This window comes from Pseudomonas sp. PH1b (genome assembly GCF_000633395.1).
Classification (GTDB): domain Bacteria; phylum Pseudomonadota; class Gammaproteobacteria; order Pseudomonadales; family Pseudomonadaceae; genus Aquipseudomonas.
The window spans coordinates 131,077-149,094 of record NZ_AYMU01000012.1 but is presented as its reverse complement, the minus strand read 5'-3'; the positions used below and the strand labels follow the sequence as shown (position 1 = coordinate 149,094).

The 18,018-nt window shown below is 59.8% G+C and carries 20 protein-coding genes and 1 tRNA gene; 14 read left to right on the top strand and 7 right to left on the bottom strand.

Annotated elements, in window-relative coordinates; genetic code table 11:
* Positions 1–7: 7 nt before the first annotated feature.
* Both U873_RS0121215 and U873_RS0121210 read right to left on the bottom strand, forming a co-directional pair.
* Positions 8–220, bottom strand: a complete 213-nt coding sequence (locus U873_RS0121215) for a cold-shock protein (protein ID WP_003179963.1) — start codon at positions 218–220, stop codon at positions 8–10.
* 292 nt (positions 221–512) lie between these two features.
* A complete protein-coding gene (locus U873_RS0121210) occupies positions 513–812 on the bottom strand; it encodes a hypothetical protein (RefSeq protein WP_025130151.1) in 300 nt (99 codons plus the stop codon).
* Positions 813–1,198: 386 nt separating this feature from the next.
* Here U873_RS0121210 and thrS point away from each other — a divergent pair, with 386 nt between their 5' ends.
* The 9 genes from thrS to U873_RS0121170 all read left to right on the top strand — a co-directional run bounded on the left by thrS (position 1,199) and on the right by U873_RS0121170 (position 8,661).
* Positions 1,199–3,121 carry a threonine--tRNA ligase gene (gene thrS / locus U873_RS0121205; protein ID WP_025130150.1) on the top strand — a complete coding sequence of 641 codons (1,923 nt, stop codon included), beginning with the start codon at positions 1,199–1,201 and terminating at the stop codon, positions 3,119–3,121.
* Positions 3,121–3,672: a translation initiation factor IF-3 gene (gene infC / locus U873_RS0121200; protein WP_169893379.1), complete on the top strand. Its 552-nt coding sequence runs from the start codon at positions 3,121–3,123 to the stop codon at positions 3,670–3,672. The genes thrS and infC overlap by 1 nt, the downstream gene beginning before the upstream one ends.
* 60 nt (positions 3,673–3,732) lie before the next feature.
* Positions 3,733–3,927, top strand: coding sequence for a 50S ribosomal protein L35 (gene rpmI, locus U873_RS35390; protein ID WP_002553160.1), 195 nt, complete (start codon positions 3,733–3,735; stop codon positions 3,925–3,927).
* Positions 3,928–3,957: 30 nt separating this feature from the next.
* Positions 3,958–4,314, top strand: a complete 357-nt coding sequence (gene rplT / locus U873_RS35385; RefSeq protein WP_081818697.1) for a 50S ribosomal protein L20 — start codon at positions 3,958–3,960, stop codon at positions 4,312–4,314.
* A gap of 109 nt (positions 4,315–4,423) precedes the next feature.
* Complete coding sequence (pheS, locus tag U873_RS0121190; protein WP_025130149.1) at positions 4,424–5,440, top strand: phenylalanine--tRNA ligase subunit alpha; 1,017 nt, start codon at positions 4,424–4,426, stop codon at positions 5,438–5,440.
* Between the two features lie 35 nt (positions 5,441–5,475).
* Entirely contained in the window at positions 5,476–7,854 is a 2,379-nt protein-coding gene (gene pheT, locus U873_RS0121185) for a phenylalanine--tRNA ligase subunit beta (RefSeq protein ID WP_025130148.1), read from the top strand.
* Between the two features lie 3 nt (positions 7,855–7,857).
* On the top strand, positions 7,858–8,160 hold the full coding sequence (gene ihfA / locus U873_RS0121180; protein ID WP_002553164.1) for an integration host factor subunit alpha: 303 nt from the start codon (positions 7,858–7,860) through the stop codon (positions 8,158–8,160).
* Positions 8,141–8,497: a MerR family transcriptional regulator gene (locus U873_RS0121175; protein ID WP_007920509.1), complete on the top strand. Its 357-nt coding sequence runs from the start codon at positions 8,141–8,143 to the stop codon at positions 8,495–8,497. The genes ihfA and U873_RS0121175 overlap by 20 nt, the downstream gene beginning before the upstream one ends.
* 87 nt (positions 8,498–8,584) lie before the next feature.
* Positions 8,585–8,661: transfer RNA gene (locus tag U873_RS0121170), tRNA-Pro, on the top strand.
* Between the two features lie 506 nt (positions 8,662–9,167).
* Here the strand turns inward: U873_RS0121170 and U873_RS0121165 are convergent.
* Positions 9,168–9,542, bottom strand: coding sequence for a DUF1090 family protein (locus tag U873_RS0121165; RefSeq protein ID WP_025130147.1), 375 nt, complete (start codon positions 9,540–9,542; stop codon positions 9,168–9,170).
* Positions 9,543–9,959: 417 nt separating this feature from the next.
* Entirely contained in the window at positions 9,960–10,169 is a 210-nt protein-coding gene (locus tag U873_RS0121160; protein WP_025130146.1) for a hypothetical protein, read from the bottom strand.
* Between the two features lie 236 nt (positions 10,170–10,405).
* Here U873_RS0121160 and U873_RS0121155 point away from each other — a divergent pair, with 236 nt between their 5' ends.
* The gene (locus tag U873_RS0121155; RefSeq protein WP_157838114.1) at positions 10,406–10,591 is read left to right on the top strand and encodes a hypothetical protein; all 186 of its coding nucleotides are present in this window, start codon (positions 10,406–10,408) and stop codon (positions 10,589–10,591) included.
* A gap of 115 nt (positions 10,592–10,706) precedes the next feature.
* On the opposite strand, the gene U873_RS0121150 is transcribed toward U873_RS0121155, so the two are convergent.
* On the bottom strand, positions 10,707–10,946 hold the full coding sequence (locus tag U873_RS0121150) for a hypothetical protein (RefSeq protein ID WP_025130144.1): 240 nt from the start codon (positions 10,944–10,946) through the stop codon (positions 10,707–10,709).
* 165 nt (positions 10,947–11,111) lie between these two features.
* On the bottom strand, positions 11,112–12,059 hold the full coding sequence (locus tag U873_RS0121145) for a LysR family transcriptional regulator (RefSeq protein WP_025130143.1): 948 nt from the start codon (positions 12,057–12,059) through the stop codon (positions 11,112–11,114).
* Between the two features lie 95 nt (positions 12,060–12,154).
* Between U873_RS0121145 and U873_RS0121140 the strand changes: the two genes are divergently transcribed.
* The 3 genes from U873_RS0121140 (at position 12,155) to U873_RS0121130 (ending at position 15,546) form a co-directional block, all read left to right on the top strand.
* Positions 12,155–13,381, top strand: coding sequence for an MFS transporter (locus U873_RS0121140; RefSeq protein WP_025130142.1), 1,227 nt, complete (start codon positions 12,155–12,157; stop codon positions 13,379–13,381).
* Between the two features lie 2 nt (positions 13,382–13,383).
* Positions 13,384–14,208, top strand: a complete 825-nt coding sequence (locus tag U873_RS0121135) for a hypothetical protein (protein WP_025130141.1) — start codon at positions 13,384–13,386, stop codon at positions 14,206–14,208.
* A 102-nt stretch (positions 14,209–14,310) separates the two neighbouring features.
* Positions 14,311–15,546 carry an MFS transporter gene (locus tag U873_RS0121130; protein ID WP_025130140.1) on the top strand — a complete coding sequence of 412 codons (1,236 nt, stop codon included), beginning with the start codon at positions 14,311–14,313 and terminating at the stop codon, positions 15,544–15,546.
* Between the two features lie 72 nt (positions 15,547–15,618).
* Here the strand turns inward: U873_RS0121130 and U873_RS0121125 are convergent, their stop codons facing one another.
* Positions 15,619–16,554, bottom strand: coding sequence for a LysR substrate-binding domain-containing protein (locus tag U873_RS0121125; RefSeq protein WP_025130139.1), 936 nt, complete (start codon positions 16,552–16,554; stop codon positions 15,619–15,621).
* 166 nt (positions 16,555–16,720) lie between these two features.
* Here U873_RS0121125 and U873_RS0121120 point away from each other — a divergent pair, with 166 nt between their 5' ends.
* Positions 16,721–17,950: a pyridoxal phosphate-dependent aminotransferase gene (locus U873_RS0121120; protein ID WP_025130138.1), complete on the top strand. Its 1,230-nt coding sequence runs from the start codon at positions 16,721–16,723 to the stop codon at positions 17,948–17,950.
* The last annotated feature ends 68 nt before the right edge of the window (positions 17,951–18,018 follow it).

Here is an 18,018-nt window from a genome sequence, read left to right as displayed (position 1 = left end):
TGAGAAATTACTCAGGGCGAACTTGTGCAGCTTGCATACCCTTTTGGCCTTTCTCAGCCACGAAGGAAACGGTCTGGCCTTCTTTCAGGCTTTTGAAACCGTCGCTTTCAATAGCTTTGAAGTGTACGAACAGGTCGTCACCGCCACCTTGAGGAGTGATGAAGCCGAAGCCTTTTTCATCGTTGAACCATTTTACGGTGCCGGTTTGGCGATTAGACATGGTGTATCTCCAAGAAACATATATTTTCAGTAGTGCTGTGCTGCTCAGGCCAACTGGGCACACCGAGCTATCATAGTCGAAATGTTCGGCTTGGGAGCCCCCTCTGGAAGCTGTTTGCTCGGTGTATCCTTGTGTTTTGCCGCTTAGGTTGGCTGAAGGCCCCGGTTTAAAAGGGTTTCGCCGAAAATAAGCGGAGATAAAAAAACCCGTAAAAGCTGCGTAAATTGTGAAAAAGACCGCGTTTCAGGCTCTCTGGCAAGCCTCGGCGCAGCCCGTTTCGAGCATTGGCGGGTTATTTGGTTACCCGGCAAGCTGCGATGGCATCCAGTGCTCGGGTTCTCAATTCTGCACTCGGCTGCTTGCTCTTGCTCATCAGTTCCTTGATTTCCTCGGTGGTGAATTTCTCATTCAGTTTCTCTGCACCGCAGGCGCAATGTTTCTCGGCGCTTTTGGCGTCGATGCTCTGGCTGGCAGCGGCGGTGCAGTCCTTCATATAGTCGGCACGTGCTCCTGCTGGCCAGGCGGCGTGTGCGCTCAAGGGCAGCAGTAGGGCGAGTGGTGCAGCAAGGGCAAGGGATTTGATCAGACGCATGAGTCGGGTTCTCCTGAAGTCGATAGCAAGGACGACGATTCTCCGGGTATTTGAGGCCCGGCGTACATCCCAAGTTCATTTTCTTCATTAAAAGACCGGAAAGCTCCTCATAGCTAAAGGCCTTGCGCGCGGATTGCGATTTATCTGTGCTAGCATGCCCGGCTTGGGTGTTTTCAAGCACTGGGCGTTTTTCTGTCCACGCGGTCGATGCCTCATTAATTCTTGATGTGAACCCCAGTCACTCTGGTTCGGTTTCCCGGTTGGCCGTAAGGCTCTTGCCACTGTGAGGCAGGCGTTCTGAATAGAACGGCCGGACTGAATCGCGTACTGGCTCATCCCAACCCACGTGACCTTTGGTAGGGGTCACCACTAGGAGAGGAGGCGCCATGCCCACCATTACTCTTCCCGACGGCAGTCAACGTTCATTCGACCATGCGGTTTCAGTCGCAGAGGTCGCTGCATCCATTGGTGCCGGCCTGGCCAAGGCCACTCTGGCCGGCAAGGTCAATGGCAAGCTGGTCGACGCCTGCGATGTGATCGACGGCGATGCGACCTTGCAAATCATCACGCCAAAAGACCAGGAGGGGCTGGAAATCATTCGCCACTCATGCGCTCACTTGGTGGGGCATGCGGTCAAGCAGCTGTATCCGACGGCCCGGATGGTCATCGGCCCGGTCATCGATGAAGGCTTCTATTACGACATCGCCTACGAGCGTCCTTTCACGCCTGAAGACATGGCCGCCATCGAGCAGCGCATGCAACAGCTGATCGAGAAAGATTACGACGTGATCAAGAAGGTCACGCCGCGCGCCGAAGTGATCGAAGTGTTCAAGGCTCGTGGTGAGGACTACAAGCTGCGTTTGGTCGAAGACATGCCGAACGAGCAGGCCATGGGCCTTTACTACCACGAAGAATATGTCGACATGTGCCGCGGTCCGCACGTGCCGAACACACGTTTCCTGAAGTCCTTCAAGCTGACCAAGTTGTCCGGCGCCTACTGGCGCGGTGATGCCAAGAACGAGCAGTTGCAGCGGATCTACGGTACTGCCTGGGCGGATAAGAAGCAGCTCGCTGCCTATATCCAGCGTATCGAAGAAGCTGAAAAGCGCGACCATCGCAAGATCGGCAAGCGCCTGGGCCTGTTCCATACCCAGGAAGAAGCACCGGGCATGGTGTTCTGGCACCCGAATGGCTGGACCCTGTACCAGGTGCTCGAGCAGTACATGCGCAAGGTGCAGCGTGAAAACGGTTACCTGGAGATCAAGACGCCGCAAGTGGTCGATCGCAGTCTCTGGGAGAAATCCGGGCATTGGGCCAACTATGCCGAGAACATGTTCACCACTGAGTCGGAAAGCCGCGATTACGCGATCAAGCCGATGAACTGCCCGTGCCACGTGCAAGTGTTCAATCAGGGCTTGAAGAGCTACCGCGAGCTGCCGATGCGTCTGGCCGAGTTCGGTGCTTGCCACCGTAACGAGCCGTCCGGCGCGCTGCACGGCATCATGCGCGTGCGTGGCTTCACTCAGGACGATGCTCACATCTTCTGTACTGAAGACCAGATGCAGGCCGAGTCCGCTGCGTTCATCAAGCTGACCATGGATGTCTATGCCGACTTCGGCTTCAAGGACATCGAAATGAAGCTGTCCACTCGCCCTGAAAAGCGCGTGGGTTCCGATGAGCTGTGGGATCGCGCGGAAAGTGCGCTGGCTGCCGCTCTGGACAGCGCAGGGTTGCCGTATGATCTGCAGCCGGGTGAGGGCGCGTTCTATGGTCCGAAGATTGAATTCTCGCTGAAGGATTGCCTGGGCCGCGTTTGGCAATGCGGTACCTTGCAGCTGGACTTCAACCTGCCGATTCGTCTGGGTGCCGAATACGTATCCGAAGACAACAGCCGCAAGCATCCGGTGATGCTGCACCGGGCGATCCTCGGTTCCTTCGAGCGTTTTGTCGGGATTCTGATCGAGCATTACGAGGGCGCGTTCCCTGCGTGGCTGGCTCCGACCCAGGCTGTGGTGATGAATATCACTGATAAACAGGCAGACTTTGCCCTTGAAGTGGAAAAAACACTCAATCAAAGCGGATTTCGTGCCAAGTCCGACTTGAGAAATGAAAAGATCGGCTTTAAAATCCGCGAGCATACTTTGCTCAAGGTTCCCTATCTCTTGGTTATTGGAGATCGGGAGGTCGAGATGCAGACTGTCGCTGTGCGCACCCGTGAAGGTGAAGACCTGGGCTCGATGCCTGTGGACCAATTCTCGGCGTTCCTCGCACAAGCGGTTTCCCGGCGTGGTCGCCAAGATTCGGAGTAATTATTATTAAGCGTGATATGAGACAAGATAAACGAGCTGCACCGAAAGCCCCGATCAACGAGAATATCTCGGCACGCGAGGTTCGGTTAATTGGCGCTGACGGCGAGCAGATTGGCATCGTCTCGATTGATGAAGCGCTTCGTATAGCTGAAGAAGCCAAGCTGGATCTGGTGGAAATCTCCGCCGACGCAGTCCCGCCGGTTTGCCGGGTGATGGATTACGGCAAGTCGATCTTCGAGAAGAAGAAGCAGATTGCTGCGGCGAAGAAGAACCAGAAGCAGATTCAGGTTAAAGAAATCAAGTTTCGTCCAGGGACGGAGGAAGGGGATTACCAGGTAAAACTGCGCAACCTGGTACGTTTCCTGAGTGATGGGGACAGGGCCAAGGTATCCTTGCGATTCCGCGGCCGTGAGATGGCCCACCAGGAGCTGGGGATGGAACTCCTCAAGCGGGTTGAAGCTGACCTGCAAGAGTACGGTTCGGTCGAACAGCATCCTAAGATGGAAGGACGCCAGCTGATCATGGTCATCGCCCCGAAAAAGAAGAAGTAATCAATAGGGCACGGCAGGCCTTCTGATTATGTTTATCAACTGAATGCGGAGTATCCGAACATGCCAAAGATGAAAACCAAAAGTGGTGCTGCTAAGCGGTTTCTGAAAACTGCTAACGGTATCAAGCACAAGCACGCTTTCAAGAGCCACATCCTGACCAAAATGTCGACCAAGCGTAAGCGTCAACTGCGCGGTAGCAGCTTGCTGCATCCGTCTGACGTGGCAAAAGTCGAGCGCATGCTGCGCCTTCGTTAATTTTTGGATCAAGAATAGAGGAAGTAACTCATGGCTCGTGTAAAGCGTGGCGTCATTGCCCGTAAGCGTCACAAAAAAATTCTGAAACTTGCTAAAGGCTACTACGGTGCACGCTCGCGCGTATTCCGTGTTGCCAAGCAAGCGGTAATCAAGGCAGGCCAATACGCCTACCGTGACCGTCGTCAGAAAAAGCGTCAGTTCCGCGCTCTGTGGATCGCTCGTATCAATGCTGGTGCTCGTATCAACGGTCTGTCTTACAGCCGTCTGATCGCTGGCCTGAAAAAAGCGTCCATCGAGATCGACCGTAAGGTTCTGGCTGATCTGGCAGTGAACGAAAAAGCGGCGTTTGCTGCGATTGTCGAGAAAGCTAAAGCCACCTTGGCTTAAGTACCCCCGACAGTCATCCGGGCTCACTTCCGTGGGCTCTGGTGTTAAACGTCATAAATAGGGGAAGAGCCTTCAAGCTCTTCCCCTATTTTGTATCTGGAGTCTGTACATGGAAAACCTGGATGCGCTGGTTTCTCAAGCACTTGAGGCCGTGCAACACGCTGAAGACATCAATGCCCTGGAGCAGATCCGGGTTCACTTCCTTGGCAAGAAGGGCGAGCTGACTCAGGTGATGAAGACCCTGGGCAACCTGCCAGCCGAAGAGCGTCCGCAAGTCGGTGCGCTGATCAACGTGGCCAAGGAGCGTGTGACAGAGGTTCTCAATGCCCGTAAAGCGGCTTTCGAGGAGGCGGAACTCAGCGCCAAGCTCGCCGCTGAATGCATTGACGTGACCCTGCCGGGCCGTGGCCAGACCTCTGGCGGTCTGCACCCGATTACGCGGACCCTGGAACGTATCGAGCAGTTCTTCACCCGTATCGGCTACGGCATTGCCGAAGGCCCTGAGGTTGAAGACGACTATCACAACTTCGAGGCGCTCAACATCCCTGGCCATCACCCGGCCCGGTCGATGCATGACACCTTCTATTTCAATGCGAACATGCTGTTGCGCACCCATACCTCCCCGGTACAGGTTCGCACCATGGAGTCGCAGCAGCCGCCGATCCGCATCGTTTGCCCAGGCCGTGTGTATCGTAGCGACTCGGATATCACCCACTCGCCGATGTTCCACCAGGTCGAAGGCCTGCTGGTTGATCGCGACATCAACTTCGCCGACCTGAAAGGCACCATCGAGGAATTCCTGCGGGTGTTCTTTGAAAAAGAACTGGCCGTGCGTTTCCGCCCTTCGTACTTCCCGTTCACCGAGCCATCCGCTGAAGTCGACATGGAATGCGTGATGTGCAGCGGTAAAGGCTGCCGTGTCTGCAAACAAACCGGCTGGCTGGAAGTCATGGGTTGCGGCATGGTTCACCCGAACGTGCTGCGTATGTCCGGGATCGATCCGGAAGAATTCCAGGGCTTTGCCTTCGGCATGGGCGCCGAGCGTCTGGCCATGCTGCGTTACGGTGTGAATGACTTGCGCCTGTTCTTCGACAACGACTTGCGGTTCCTCGCGCAATTTCGCTAGTCGCGCGTCCGTAACGAATCTATTAGGAGAGCAGGATGAAATTCAGTGAACAATGGCTGCGCGGCTGGGTTAGCCCGCAGGTAAGTCGCGATGAGCTGGTAGCTCGTCTGTCGATGGCCGGTCTTGAGGTTGACAGCGTTACACCAGCCGCCGGTGATTTCAGTGGTGTAGTGGTGGGCGAGGTGCTGAGCACCGAGCAGCACCCGGATGCCGACAAACTTCGGGTTTGCCAGGTCAGTAATGGCGTGGAAACTTTCCAGGTTGTTTGTGGCGCGCCCAATGTGCGCCCTGGCCTGAAGACCCCGTTTGCGATGATCGGTGCCGAGCTGCCGGGTGACTTCAAGATCAAGAAGGCCAAGCTGCGTGGCATTGAGTCCAACGGCATGCTGTGCTCCCAGGCGGAGCTGCAGATTGGTGAAGGCAATGACGGCCTGATGGAACTGCCGGTTGATGCGCCAGTAGGGGAGGACGTTCGTGTCTACCTGAATCTGGAAGATGCCAGCATTGAGGTCGACCTGACTCCGAACCGCGGTGACTGCCTGTCGTTGGCTGGCCTGGCCCGTGAAGTCGGAGCCCTCTACGGGGCTGAAGTGCGGCGTCCGAAAGTGCAAGCGGTCCCGGCGGTGCATGATGAAGTGCGCCCTGTAGAAGTATTGGCACCTGCAGCTTGCCCGCGTTATCTGGGCCGAGTGATTCGTAATGTCGACCTGTCCAAGCCGACTCCGCTGTGGATGGTCGAGCGCTTGCGCCGTGCCGATGTACGCAGCATCGATGCAGCAGTGGATATCACCAACTACGTGATGCTTGAACTGGGTCAGCCGCTGCACGCTTTCGATCTCGCCGAGATCAACGGTGGCATCCGAGTTCGGATGGCGGAAGAGGGCGAGAAGCTGGTACTGCTGGACGGTCAGGAAGTCGCGCTGCGCAGCGATACCCTGGTGATTGCTGACCACACCCGGGCCCTGGCAATTGCCGGCGTGATGGGGGGAGAGCACAGCGGCGTTACTGCAACGACCCGTGACCTGTTCCTGGAAAGCGCTTTCTTCGACCAGATCGCGGTTGCCGGCAAGGCCCGCTCCTACGGCCTGCACACCGATGCCTCCCATCGCTATGAGCGTGGTGTGGACTGGCAACTGGCCCGTGAGGCCATGGAGCGTGCTACGGGGCTGCTGCTGGAAATCACAGGAGGCGATGCCGGTCCGATTATCGAGACCGTCAGCGAACAGTACCTGCCATCCGTAGCGCCCGTGACTTTGCGCGCCGAGCGTATTACTCAGATGCTGGGCATGGAACTCGACGGTCCCGAGGTGGAGCGTCTGCTCACCGGTCTGGGCCTGACCGTGACCGCTGATGGGGCGGGGCAATGGCGTGTCGAGGTGCCAAGTCATCGTTTCGATATCAGCCTTGAGGTCGACTTGATCGAAGAGCTGGCACGTCTTTACGGCTACAACCGCTTGCCGGTTCGTTACCCGCAGGCGCGCCTTGCTCCTCAGGCCAAGGCGGAAGCCCAAGGTGACCTGCCAGCATTGCGCCGTTTGCTGGTGGCACGTGGTTATCAGGAAGCGATCACCTATAGCTTCATCGATCCGAAACTGTTTGAGCTGTTCAACCCAGGCGTCGAACCGCTACTGCTGGCCAATCCGATTTCGGCGGACATGGCAGCCATGCGTTCCTCGTTGTGGCCCGGCCTGGTCAAGTCGCTGCAACACAACCTGAACCGCCAGCAGGACCGCGTCCGCATGTTTGAAAGCGGCTTGCGTTTTGTCGGTCAGTTGGAAGGCCTGAAGCAGCAGCCTATGCTCGCCGGTGTCGTTTGTGGCAGCCGCTTGCCAGAAGGCTGGGCACAGGGCCGTGATGGTGTGGACTTCTTTGACGTCAAGGCAGATGTCGAGGCGGTACTGGGCTTTGCGGGTGCGCTGGATGCATTTACCTTTGCTCCGGGCAAGCATCCTGCCCTGCACCCTGGCCAGACTGCACGTATCGAGCGTGATGGTCGTGAAGTCGGCTACCTGGGAGCCATTCACCCTGAGTTGGCCAAGCACCTCGGCCTGGATCGTCCGGTCTATGTGTTCGAATTGGTCCTGAGTGAAGTGGCCCAAGGCCGTTTGCCGAAGTTCCACGAACTGTCGCGTTTCCCGGAAGTGCGCCGTGACCTGGCGCTGCTGGCCGATCGTGACGTGGCAGCCAGTGCGGTAATGGACGTAATCCGTGAGAATGCAGGTGAATGGCTGACGGACCTCAGGCTATTTGACGTGTATCAGGGTAAAGGCATTGATCCGCATAGAAAAAGCCTGGCCGTTGGCTTGACCTGGCAGCATCCATCGCGCACTCTTAATGACGATGAGGTGAACTCCACGACGCAAAACATCCTCACCTCGCTCGAACAAAGGTTGAACGCCACGTTAAGGAAGTGACGTATGGGGGCTCTGACGAAAGCTGAAATGGCCGAACGTCTCTACGAAGAGCTAGGCCTGAATAAACGCGAGGCCAAGGAATTGGTCGAGCTATTCTTTGAAGAAATCAGGCACGCTCTCGAAGACAACGAACAGGTCAAATTGTCCGGTTTCGGTAACTTCGACCTTCGGGATAAACGCCAGCGTCCTGGCCGCAACCCGAAAACGGGTGAAGAAATCCCGATCACGGCTCGCCGTGTGGTCACCTTTCGTCCAGGGCAGAAGTTGAAGGCCCGAGTTGAGGCTTATGCTGGAACCAAGTCATAACGACGAGCTCCCGGTCATCCCGGGTAAACGCTACTTCACCATTGGTGAGGTCAGTGAGCTCTGTGCGGTCAAGCCGCATGTGCTGCGTTATTGGGAGCAGGAGTTTCCTCAACTCAACCCCGTCAAACGCCGCGGAAATCGCCGGTATTATCAGCGCCAGGATGTGCTGATGATCCGGCAGATCCGTGCGTTGCTGTACGATCAGGGGTTCACCATCGGCGGCGCGCGCCTGCGTTTGTCTGGTGATGAGGCCAAAGACGACACCACTCAGTACAAGCAACTGATCCGCCAGATGATTTCCGAGCTGGAAGATGTGCTTGTGGTGCTCAAGAAATAATTCAGTGTTTAAATACTTCCACTTTTCAAAAGGTTGCGGTATATTCCTCAACGTTTCCTGAGAAGTGAAACAGGTTTCACGCCTAGTCGGGGCGTAGCGCAGTCCGGTAGCGCACTAGCATGGGGTGCTAGGGGTCGAGTGTTCGAATCACTCCGTCCCGACCATATTATTCAATGACTTAGCCCAATCTTCACAGGTTGGGCTTTTTCATGTCTGGGACATCTGCAGGGAGAGGCTTCGCTTTCCCTCTTGGCACTGCCAGTGCAGGCTCGCGTCAACTCCTGATCGATGCTTTATTGATGGCCTCTCTTCCTCTTTCTCGTTTGCTATAGCCTTGTACTTCAGTGCCTGGCAGGACCGGTACAAAGCCAGGCAATAGCGTTCACAGCTACTTCTCTGGCCAGGATCGGGTCTCGCTCGCCGAGGTTCTTTTCCCTAGCGAATCATTCATACGATCGGCAACCCACTTTGCCGATGCGCTGCAGGGCATTTCAACGAACTTGAATCCGTTCTCTCCTCTGGACAGCAACATTCGCTTTTTTGGGGGAGGGCTGGATTCTTTGTCGTTCGCTGACTTGAATGACGAATTCGCCTTGGTCGAGTAACCGCCGCCTCTTGGACTGGCAGAAAAAAGCCCGCAAGCGCGGGCCTTTTCAGAGGGCATTCCGGTTTATTTGAACAGGCCTCCAATGGCGTTAATCGCATCTGCGGCCTTGTTCATGTTCTGCTGGCGCTGGGAGTTGGTGTCCACCTGAGTCTGAGCGTTGTAGTTGGCACCGCTGCAGCTTTTGTTGGTCTGCGTCAGGGCTGCCTGAAAGGCATTCGCTCGCAAGGTATCACCCTTGGCATTGGCAGCATTGATGTTTGCCTGCAGGTCGCGGATCTGTTGCTGGCAGGAGGTGTTGTTTGCATTGGCCGTGGTGTTGCTGGCCCCTCCTAGAACCGATCCAAGGGCGCCTGTCAGGGCGGTCAGGTCGGCGGCGTGGGCATTCAGGGCGAACAGGCTGAACAGAGCGGTGACTGGCACGAGTTTGGAGAGACGCATGGCAAACCTCAATGTTTGATTGCCTGCGCACAGAGGGGCCCGAGCTGGCGCAGAACAATATCCGTATTAGAAATGAGCGCTCGGGCGAGAAAAAATATAATTTGGTCAATTATTGACCTTCAACCCTGACGCTCCATAACTGTGAAGAATTTCACATTGTTTGCCGGATAGGGATGGAGAGGGTTGCCTGGCATTCCAGATTCCTGAAGCCCTGTGCTGGGTCGATCCATCAGCAGTGGAGCCGGCGGCAGATCGATTTCCTGGCGTCTGCTGCGTCGACGAGCAGGGCGAGTGCACAAAGTCCGGGGGCTGGGTTGGGCTTTTGCATTCACTTCAGGTTATTTGGGCCTCGGTAAATGCCGAAGCCTTGAGTTTTCTTGACCGAGCTCCACGCCAGGTTGGTGTGCCGTGGCTATTTCAATGGAGTGTCTTGAGCCTGCGGCTTTCGCCAATTCTGATTCGGTCCAGTGCCCTGTTTAACCCATCCAGGGCGTCCAGGAGAGCCTTTGCCTCTACTTCTCGACCGTCCCCCCACAGGCGTTCCGCCATTTTATTGAGGGCTTGAATGGAGCGTTCGATGTCAGCGGCTGTGGCGGCGTTGGTGTCCGCCGGGTGTTTCTTGGTCATCGGAAAAGGCTTCTGCAGGGGGGAGGGCAGTGCGAATACATTACCACCTGTGTCTTGCTAGCTGAGCTCGACTGTCTTGCAAGGCGAACCGCCCACCAAGGGTATATGCCTGTCACTCACCGACAGCTTCTTCAGGCTGGAGAGCTCGCATTCCTTTGCTGATCGGTTTCCATGTCGCGGGTTGTCTGCATCCAGGGTGGGTGTTAGGTTCCCTGTTCAAATTGGAGGATAAGAGCATGAGTGAAATTGAAGCATGGAAGTTCTTTGCCGGTCAGGCCTTGAGTGGCTACATCGCCGGTAAATCAGGGGGCGGCTCGGCAAAGGATGCAACAAAGTCGGCGGCTGGTTATGCGGATAAAATGACCGAGAAATACAAGCAGAAATATCTGGAAGTCACGGGAAAAGAACTTCCCAGAAAATAAACAACCCAGCCATCGGCTGGGTTGTTCATTTCAGGAGCCGCTGAGGTTTCCAATTGCCCCATGCAGCTTTTCTCCTTTCGGCTCATCCGTTCCGGCAAGCTCCTGTCGTGAGGTCCTACCCGCTGAATTGAATGTCCAGCCAATGGTCCAGTTCACTGAGCGCGTGGTGAGACCGGTCTGCAATATGCTCAAGTTTTTCGGCGATCTTCTTCCTGTTTGCCTCTGTCAGTTCATACCCGCGGGTTCGCAGGAAGTGATCGATGTAGTCCTCTATCTCCAGTGATTCGTTGAGCGAAACGAATACCTTGAACAGCTTGCCCTGATAGCACTTGCCATCGTTACTATTCCAGCCCAATCACATCACCTCATCGGTCACAGCAGGGAAATCGGCTCCCTATTTTTCAGTATAGGTCTGACGTGTTGGGCGGATTCTTCAGGTCAATAAAACTCAAAGCCAGAATGGCCATTCCATAGGGCACAAACCCGTCATTTGCATGCGGGGGAGCCTAGGGGTGGCGCTTTACTGGCTTGCTTGGCCTGGGGGCGAAAGCAGTATCCCCGTTGTTTTCGGTTGCGCCTGCAGCAGTTCGTCGAGTACCCCCATGAAGGCCTCCACCAGTGGGCTGTGCCCCTGGCGACGGGTCAATACCAGCAACTGCGCGGTGGCGTCCGCGGCCGCCAGGGGCCGGTAGGTCACGCCTTTTTTCGCCAGGGTCTGGGTGCAGCGCGGCACCAGGGCGATGCCCTGGCCGGCAGCCACCAGAGCGATGATTGACGTGATCTGGCGCCCGCTGGGGCCAGGGCGCAGGGCCAGGCCGTTGCGCCGGTACAACTGTTCGATCGCCTCGTTCAATCCAGAACCGTAGTCGGCCGGAAACAGAATCAGGGGATGTTCGCTGAGTTCGGCCAGGGTCACCTGGTCCCGCATGGCCAGGGGGCTGTCACTGGAGATGGCCGCCACCAGCGGCTCGTCTCCCAGAGACAGGGCCTGGATTTCACTGTGCTCGCCGGGAGGCTGCATCCGGCTCAGGCCAATATCGATGCGCCCGTCGATAAGCTGCGACCACTGGCTGACCGAAGCGCCTTCCACCAGGGTCAATTGCACGTCCGGGAAGCGTTGGGCGAAGGCCTGGATCGCCTGGCTGAACAGGTCCGAGAGGGCGATGGAACTGGCGTAGCCCAGGGCCAGTTGCCCGGCGCAGCCGGCGGCCAGCTTGCCGGCCATGACCTGGGCCAGGTCCACCTGTTCCAGCACCGCCCGGGCGTACGGCAGGAAATGCCGGCCCTGGGCGGTGAGGGTCACGGTACGGCTGGTGCGGTCGAACAGGCGAAAGCCCAGCTCGGTTTCCAGGGTTGAAATCTGCCGGGTCAACGGCGGTTGCGCCAGGTGCAGGCGCAGGGCGGCGCGACCAAAGTGCAGCTCTTCGGCGACCGTCAGAAAATAACGCAACCTGCGTAGATCGAGCATCCTGTTCCCTGGGTATTGATCGGTCTGAATTCGGTATTGGTCTTGGCTTGGCGACGTATTTTATAAAGGCCTTTGCTCATAAAACGAGAGGTTTCATGAATTCGCGTCAGCATTGTGCTCGCATCGCGCTGTTTTTGTGTGGTTGTGCGGCATTTCTCAACCTGTATGCGACCCAGGGCATTCTCCAGGAATTGGCCCAGAGCTTTCAGGTGAGCATCCGCGAGGCCGGCTGGAGCATCACGGTCAGCACCCTGGCAGTGGCGTTCACCGCACCTTTCGTCAGCCGCTGCACCAGGCGTTTCGATCAGCGCCGGGTGATTGTGATGGCTGCCTTGCTGCTGGCGGTACCGGCGGTGCTGGCGGCCTATGCCGCAAGCTTTGCCCAGTTGCTGGTCTGGCGCCTGGTCGAAGGCATGCTGATTCCGGTGGTCTTTGCCACCAGCGTGGCCTACATCGGCGACCGCTGGAGCGGCGGCACCGTCACCGAGGTCACCAGCCTGTATGTCGCCGGCACCGTGCTGGGCGGCTTTGCCGGGCGTTTCATCAGCGGTTTCATGACGGAATATGTGGGCTGGCGCGAAGCCTTTGTCCTGCTCGGGGGCCTGAGCCTGCTGATTGGTGTGGCCATTCATTTCCTGCTGCCGGCCAATCCTCCCTTGGCCGTGCGCCGGGCAACCAGCGGCCTCAGCGGGCTGCGCGAGCTGTGTCGGCGGCCCTTGCTGGCGGCCTACGGCGTGGGTTTTTGCGTGCTGTTTTCGCAAGTGGCCACCTTTACCTACGCCGGGCTCTACCTGAGCCAGGCACCCTTCGATCTGGGCGCCGCCGCCCTGGGGGCGATCTACAGCGTGTTCCTGCTGGCCCTGGTGGTCATTCCCATCGCCGGGCGCTTGAGCAAGTCGCGGCCCCAGGCCGAGCTGCTGGTGGCCGCGGCGTTGCTCGGGGTCTGCGGTTCGGCCCTGACCCTGCTGGCGTCGCTGTGGCTGATCGTGCTGGGCCTGGCCCTGAGCTCCACCGGGGTGTTCCTGGCCCAGGCCGCCGCCAACTCCTTTACCACCGCCACCGCCGGCCACAACAAGGCCGGCGCCGTGGGCCTGTATCTGACCTGCTACTACCTGGGCGGCAGCTTTGGCGCCGTGGTCCCGGCCTTGTTCTGGAGCCATTGGGGCTGGCCGGGCTGCGTGGCGCTGATCGTGCTGTTCCAAGTGTTGTCGTTGCTGATTGCCTGGGGCGGCTGGAAGCCCCTCAAACCCGAAACCCCGGTCGCCGCTCGCGGACCGTCCAACCCGATAGATTCATCATCCAACAAGGAATACGTGAGGTGACCATGAATAACGTACTGACCCGGCAGAGCCAGTTGCTGAAGATTGTCGAACCTGTGTTGAACGACATGCCGGCCAGTGTCTTGAAGCATGCGCTGTTCGAGGCGTTCTGGAGCGAAGAGGGCGCCCTGGTGGACATCGAGCATGCCTTCGAGAAGCTCACCTCCCGTCGCCACGAGCCTGCGGTGCTGCGCAAGTTCTTCGCCAGCTGGTCGAAGACCAACAACTCCGCCACCAGTGTGTCTGGGCTGGCCAACCGCATCACCTTGCTGGCCCGTTCCGGGCAGGGCTCGGCAGCGGCCGACGGTTTGTACCGGGCCTGCGGCAGCCTGCAGCGGATCACCGATGAAGACCTGGGCGCTCTGGGCAACACCCTGCACTCGGACCTGTTCTACAACATGGCCACGCCCATCTGCGGTGATGACCAGTGGCTGCTCAAGGAAAACTGCCTGCCTTCGGCCCAGGGCTTCAAGGACTGGACGGATTTCCGCCGCCTGCGTGACCGCGACCTGCTGCAAGGCCTGCTGACCACCCTGATCCACGAGGTCTACACCCACGGCGAAGTGGAGTTCATCCACCCGCTGTACAAGCAGTGGTTCGTCCGCGACATGGGGGTGCCGGCAGAGAAGGCGCGCACCACCGTGGCCTGGGTCACGGTGCACACCGGCGGCACCGAGAGCAATCACTTCGCCCATGCGGTGGCGGCGGTCAACGAGTTCGTCGATGCCATGCAGGTGCGGGTCGACCCGCAGGCGGCGCGGGAAATCTTCGCTGAATACCTGCAGCGCAAGGCTCGGGTAATGCGCGACTGTGCCCAGCTGCTGCGTTGATGGTTCCGGCCCGGCCCCGGCAACGGGGCTTGTGGCTGACCCAGGCTCGCCTATCCTGTTGCTGATTGACCCTTCCTTTTCATTTTGCAGCCTGCCTCGACAATGAATGACCTGAAACATCACGCCTCCCCGGAGGCATTGCCGGCGTCCGATGTGTCGGTGCGCCGCCGTTCCCTGGTGGCCGGTTGCGGCGCCCACGCGGTGCATGACGGCCTGACTGACGTGATCTATGTGCTGCTGCCGATCTGGCAGGCGCAGTTCGCCATGAGCTATGCCCAGATCGGCCTGCTGCGCGGTGCCTATTCCGGGATGATGGCCGGCTTCCAGTTGCTGGCCAGCCGTGGCGCCAAGCGCTGGGGGCGCGAGCGCCTGCTGGTGGGCGGCACCGCCCTGGCCGGCCTGGCCTACCTGCTGGCGGGCCAGGCGGGAGGGCTGGGGGTGCTGCTCCTGGCGCTGCTGCTGGGCGGCCTGGGGGCCAGTACCCAGCACCCGCTGGCGTCCTCGATCATCACCGACACCCATGAGGCTGGCGGCGGGGTCAAGGAAGCGCTGTCCCAGTACAACTTCGCCGGGGACATCGGCAAGACCCTGATTCCCGGGCTGGTGGGGCTGCTGCTGACCGTGATCAGCTGGCGCGCCAGCGTGACTCTGATCGGCCTCCTGGGGCTGGGTGCTGCGCTGGCGCTGTGGTGGCTGATCCCGTCACGGGCGGCGACCCAGGCCATGCAGGAGAAAGCGCCGAAGACCGTCCAGGGCCAGGGTTCGGTCGGCGGCCTGCGGGCGCTGATCCTCACCGGCACCCTGGACAGCGCGGTGCGCATGGGCTTCCTGACGTTCCTGCCGTTCCTGCTCAAGGCCAAGGGCGCCGGCACCGCCGGTATCGGCCTGGCCCTGACCTTGCTGTTTGTCGGCGGCGCCTTCGGCAAACTGCTGTGCGGCTACCTCGGCGCGCGCATCGGCATGATGAAGACCGTGTGGATCACCGAGTTCACCACCGCCAGCCTGATCGTGCTGGCGGTGTTCCTGCCCTATATGGGGTTGATGGTGATGCTGCCGCTGCTGGGGCTGGCGCTGAACGGCACCTCCTCGGTGCTCTATGGCGCAGTGCCGGACCTCGCGGGAGCGGGCAAGCGCGAGCAGGCGTTCTCGCTGTTCTACACCGGCACCATCGGCGGCGGGGCGCTGGCCCCGGTGCTGTTCGGCAGCCTCGGCGACGTCACCGGGATTCCCCTGGCGGTGATGGCCCTGGCCGCGACCCTGCTGCTGACCCTGCCGCTGTCCTGGTACGTGCAGCGCGGCCTGGACGCCGACGCCCGGTCCTTGCCCAGCCCCGGCTGAGGTCCCGCCAATGCACTGAAAGCGCAGGCCCGGCGCTGGATGGTCCGGGCCTGCTGCTGGCTGGTGGAGCCGCTAGCCGCGCAGGCGCCATTCAGGCCCCACGGCAGGGGCCGGCAGCGGTGCCGCCAGGGTCCTGGCCTGTTCGACGAAACGCTCCAGGCAGCGCGACCCCAGGGGTTCGCGCCAGCTGACCGTCTGTTCCAGCACATAGGGCTCGGCGAGCGGCACGTAGACCACCCCGGGGCGTTGCAGGGTCGCGGTGTAGTCGGGGACCACCGCCACCCCGCGTTCCGCCGCCACCAGGGACACCAGGGTGGTCATCTGCGACGCCGTCGGCCCCAGGCGCGGGATGATTCCGCTGTGGGCGCAGAGGTCCTCCAGGGCGGTGTTCAGAGCCGAGCCGTAGGCGCTGGGAAAGGTCACGAAGGATTCCCCGGCCAGTTCGCCAAACCCCAGGCTGCTCCTGCCGGCGAAGGCGCTGCGCGACGGCACCGCCACCACCAGGGAATCGCGCGAACTCACCAGCGACTGCAAACCGTGGGCCGGCAATTTGGGCGCTCCCCAGCCAAAGCCGATATCCAGGCTGCCATCGATCAACTGCTGGCGCTGGCTGGCGGTGGACACCTCGCGAAACGCCAACTCCACTTCCGGCAGGCTGCGGCTGGTGTTGCGGATCATCTCGGAGAAGGCGTTGGACAAAGGGATCGAGCTGGCATAACCGATGACGATACGGCCAATGGCGCCATGGGCGATCTTGCGCGCCGTGGCCTCGGCCTCGCCAACGGCGCTGATCACCCCCCGGGCCTGCCGCAGGAACAGTTCGCCCTCCGGGGTCAGGCACACGGTGCGGGTCGAGCGTTCGAACAGGCGGATACCCAGCCGCGCCTCCAGGGCGGCGATATGTCGGGTCAGGGGCGGCTGGGCAATCCGCAGGCGCAGGGCGGCGCGGCCGAAGTGCAATTCATCGGCAACGGTGACGAAATAACGCAGACGACGCAGTTCTAGCATTTCTTGTTTTTCCAGTATCAATCACGACGCAAACAGTATTGGCCGCTATTTGCGACTGTCATCAGAATGTAAGACGACCAGCCTAGACCAGCTTTCCAGGTTGCCGGGGACGCATTGGCACAGGTTTGGGTCGCTCTGTTTCCCGATTGTTTTCGCAGGTACAAAAATGACAAACAGCGAAGCCACGGCCGTCCGTTTTTCCTTGTCCCAGCGTGCGCTGGGCCTCAGTGCCCCAGGCACCTCGAGCATGCGCAGCAAAGCCAACGCCCTGAAGGAAAGCGGGATCAAGGTGATCAATTTCGCCGCCGGCGAATTGTCCTTCGATGCCTGCGAGGACATGCGCGCCGGGGCCATCGAAGCCATCGCCAATGCGCGCAACCGCTACACCCCGCCCATCGGCCTGCCGGCCCTGCGCGAGAAGCTCGCGCAGCGGGTCAGCCAGCGCACCGGGGCTGCGTTCGCCGCCAATGAAGTGGCAGTCACCGCCGGGGCCAAACAAGCGCTGTACAACGCCTGCATGGTGCTGCTCAACCCCGGCGACGAGGTGATAGTGCCGACCCCGTACTGGGAAACCTTTCCCACCCAGATCCGCCTGGCCGGCGCCACCCCGGTGTGCATCGAGACCCGCTCCGACCATTACCGGCTGACGGTGGAGGCGGTGCGTGGCGCGCTCACCGAGCGCACCCGGATGATCGTCATCAACACCCCCAACAACCCCACCGGCACCGTCTATGAGCGCGAGCAACTGCTGGCCATCGCCCAGTTGGCCCAGGAGCGGCAACTGTGGGTGATGTTCGACGAGTGCTACCGCGGCCTGGTGCGCGAGGGCCACCAGCACCACAACATTCTCGCGCTGTGCCCGGCATTGAAAGGGCAGACGGTGCTGATCGACTCCTTCTCCAAGAGCCAGGCGGTGACCGGCTGGCGGGTTGGCTATGCCTGCGCTCCGGCGCCGGTGATCGCGGCCATGCACAACCTGCAGGGGCACACCACCTCCAACCCCAGCAGCCTGTCCCAGTACGCTGCGCTCAATACCCTGAACGCCGATTCGTCGCACTTTGCCGACCTGGTCAACCCGTTCCTGCAACGCCAGCTGCACGCCGCACGCACCTACCTCGATCGCCTGCAAGGGGTGAGCTACGCACCGCCAGAAGGCGCCTTCTACCTGTATATCGATGTCTCTTCCCGGCTCGGCGGCTACTACCGCGGCGAAGCGGTGCGCGATGTCGATCACCTGGCCGACCTGCTGCTGACCGAGGCGCACATCGCCGTGGTGCCCGGCTCCGGTTGTGGCGACCCCCACTGCATCCGCATTTCCTACGCCGTGGAATATGAGGAGCTGATCGAAGGCCTGAGCCGTTTCGCCCAGTTCATCTCGGCCATCGTCATCGACTGAAGCGGTTCCCGGCAGCCCAACCCCCAGGGGGACCGAGCCCGTTCCCGAGCCCGCCGAGGCTCGGGCCG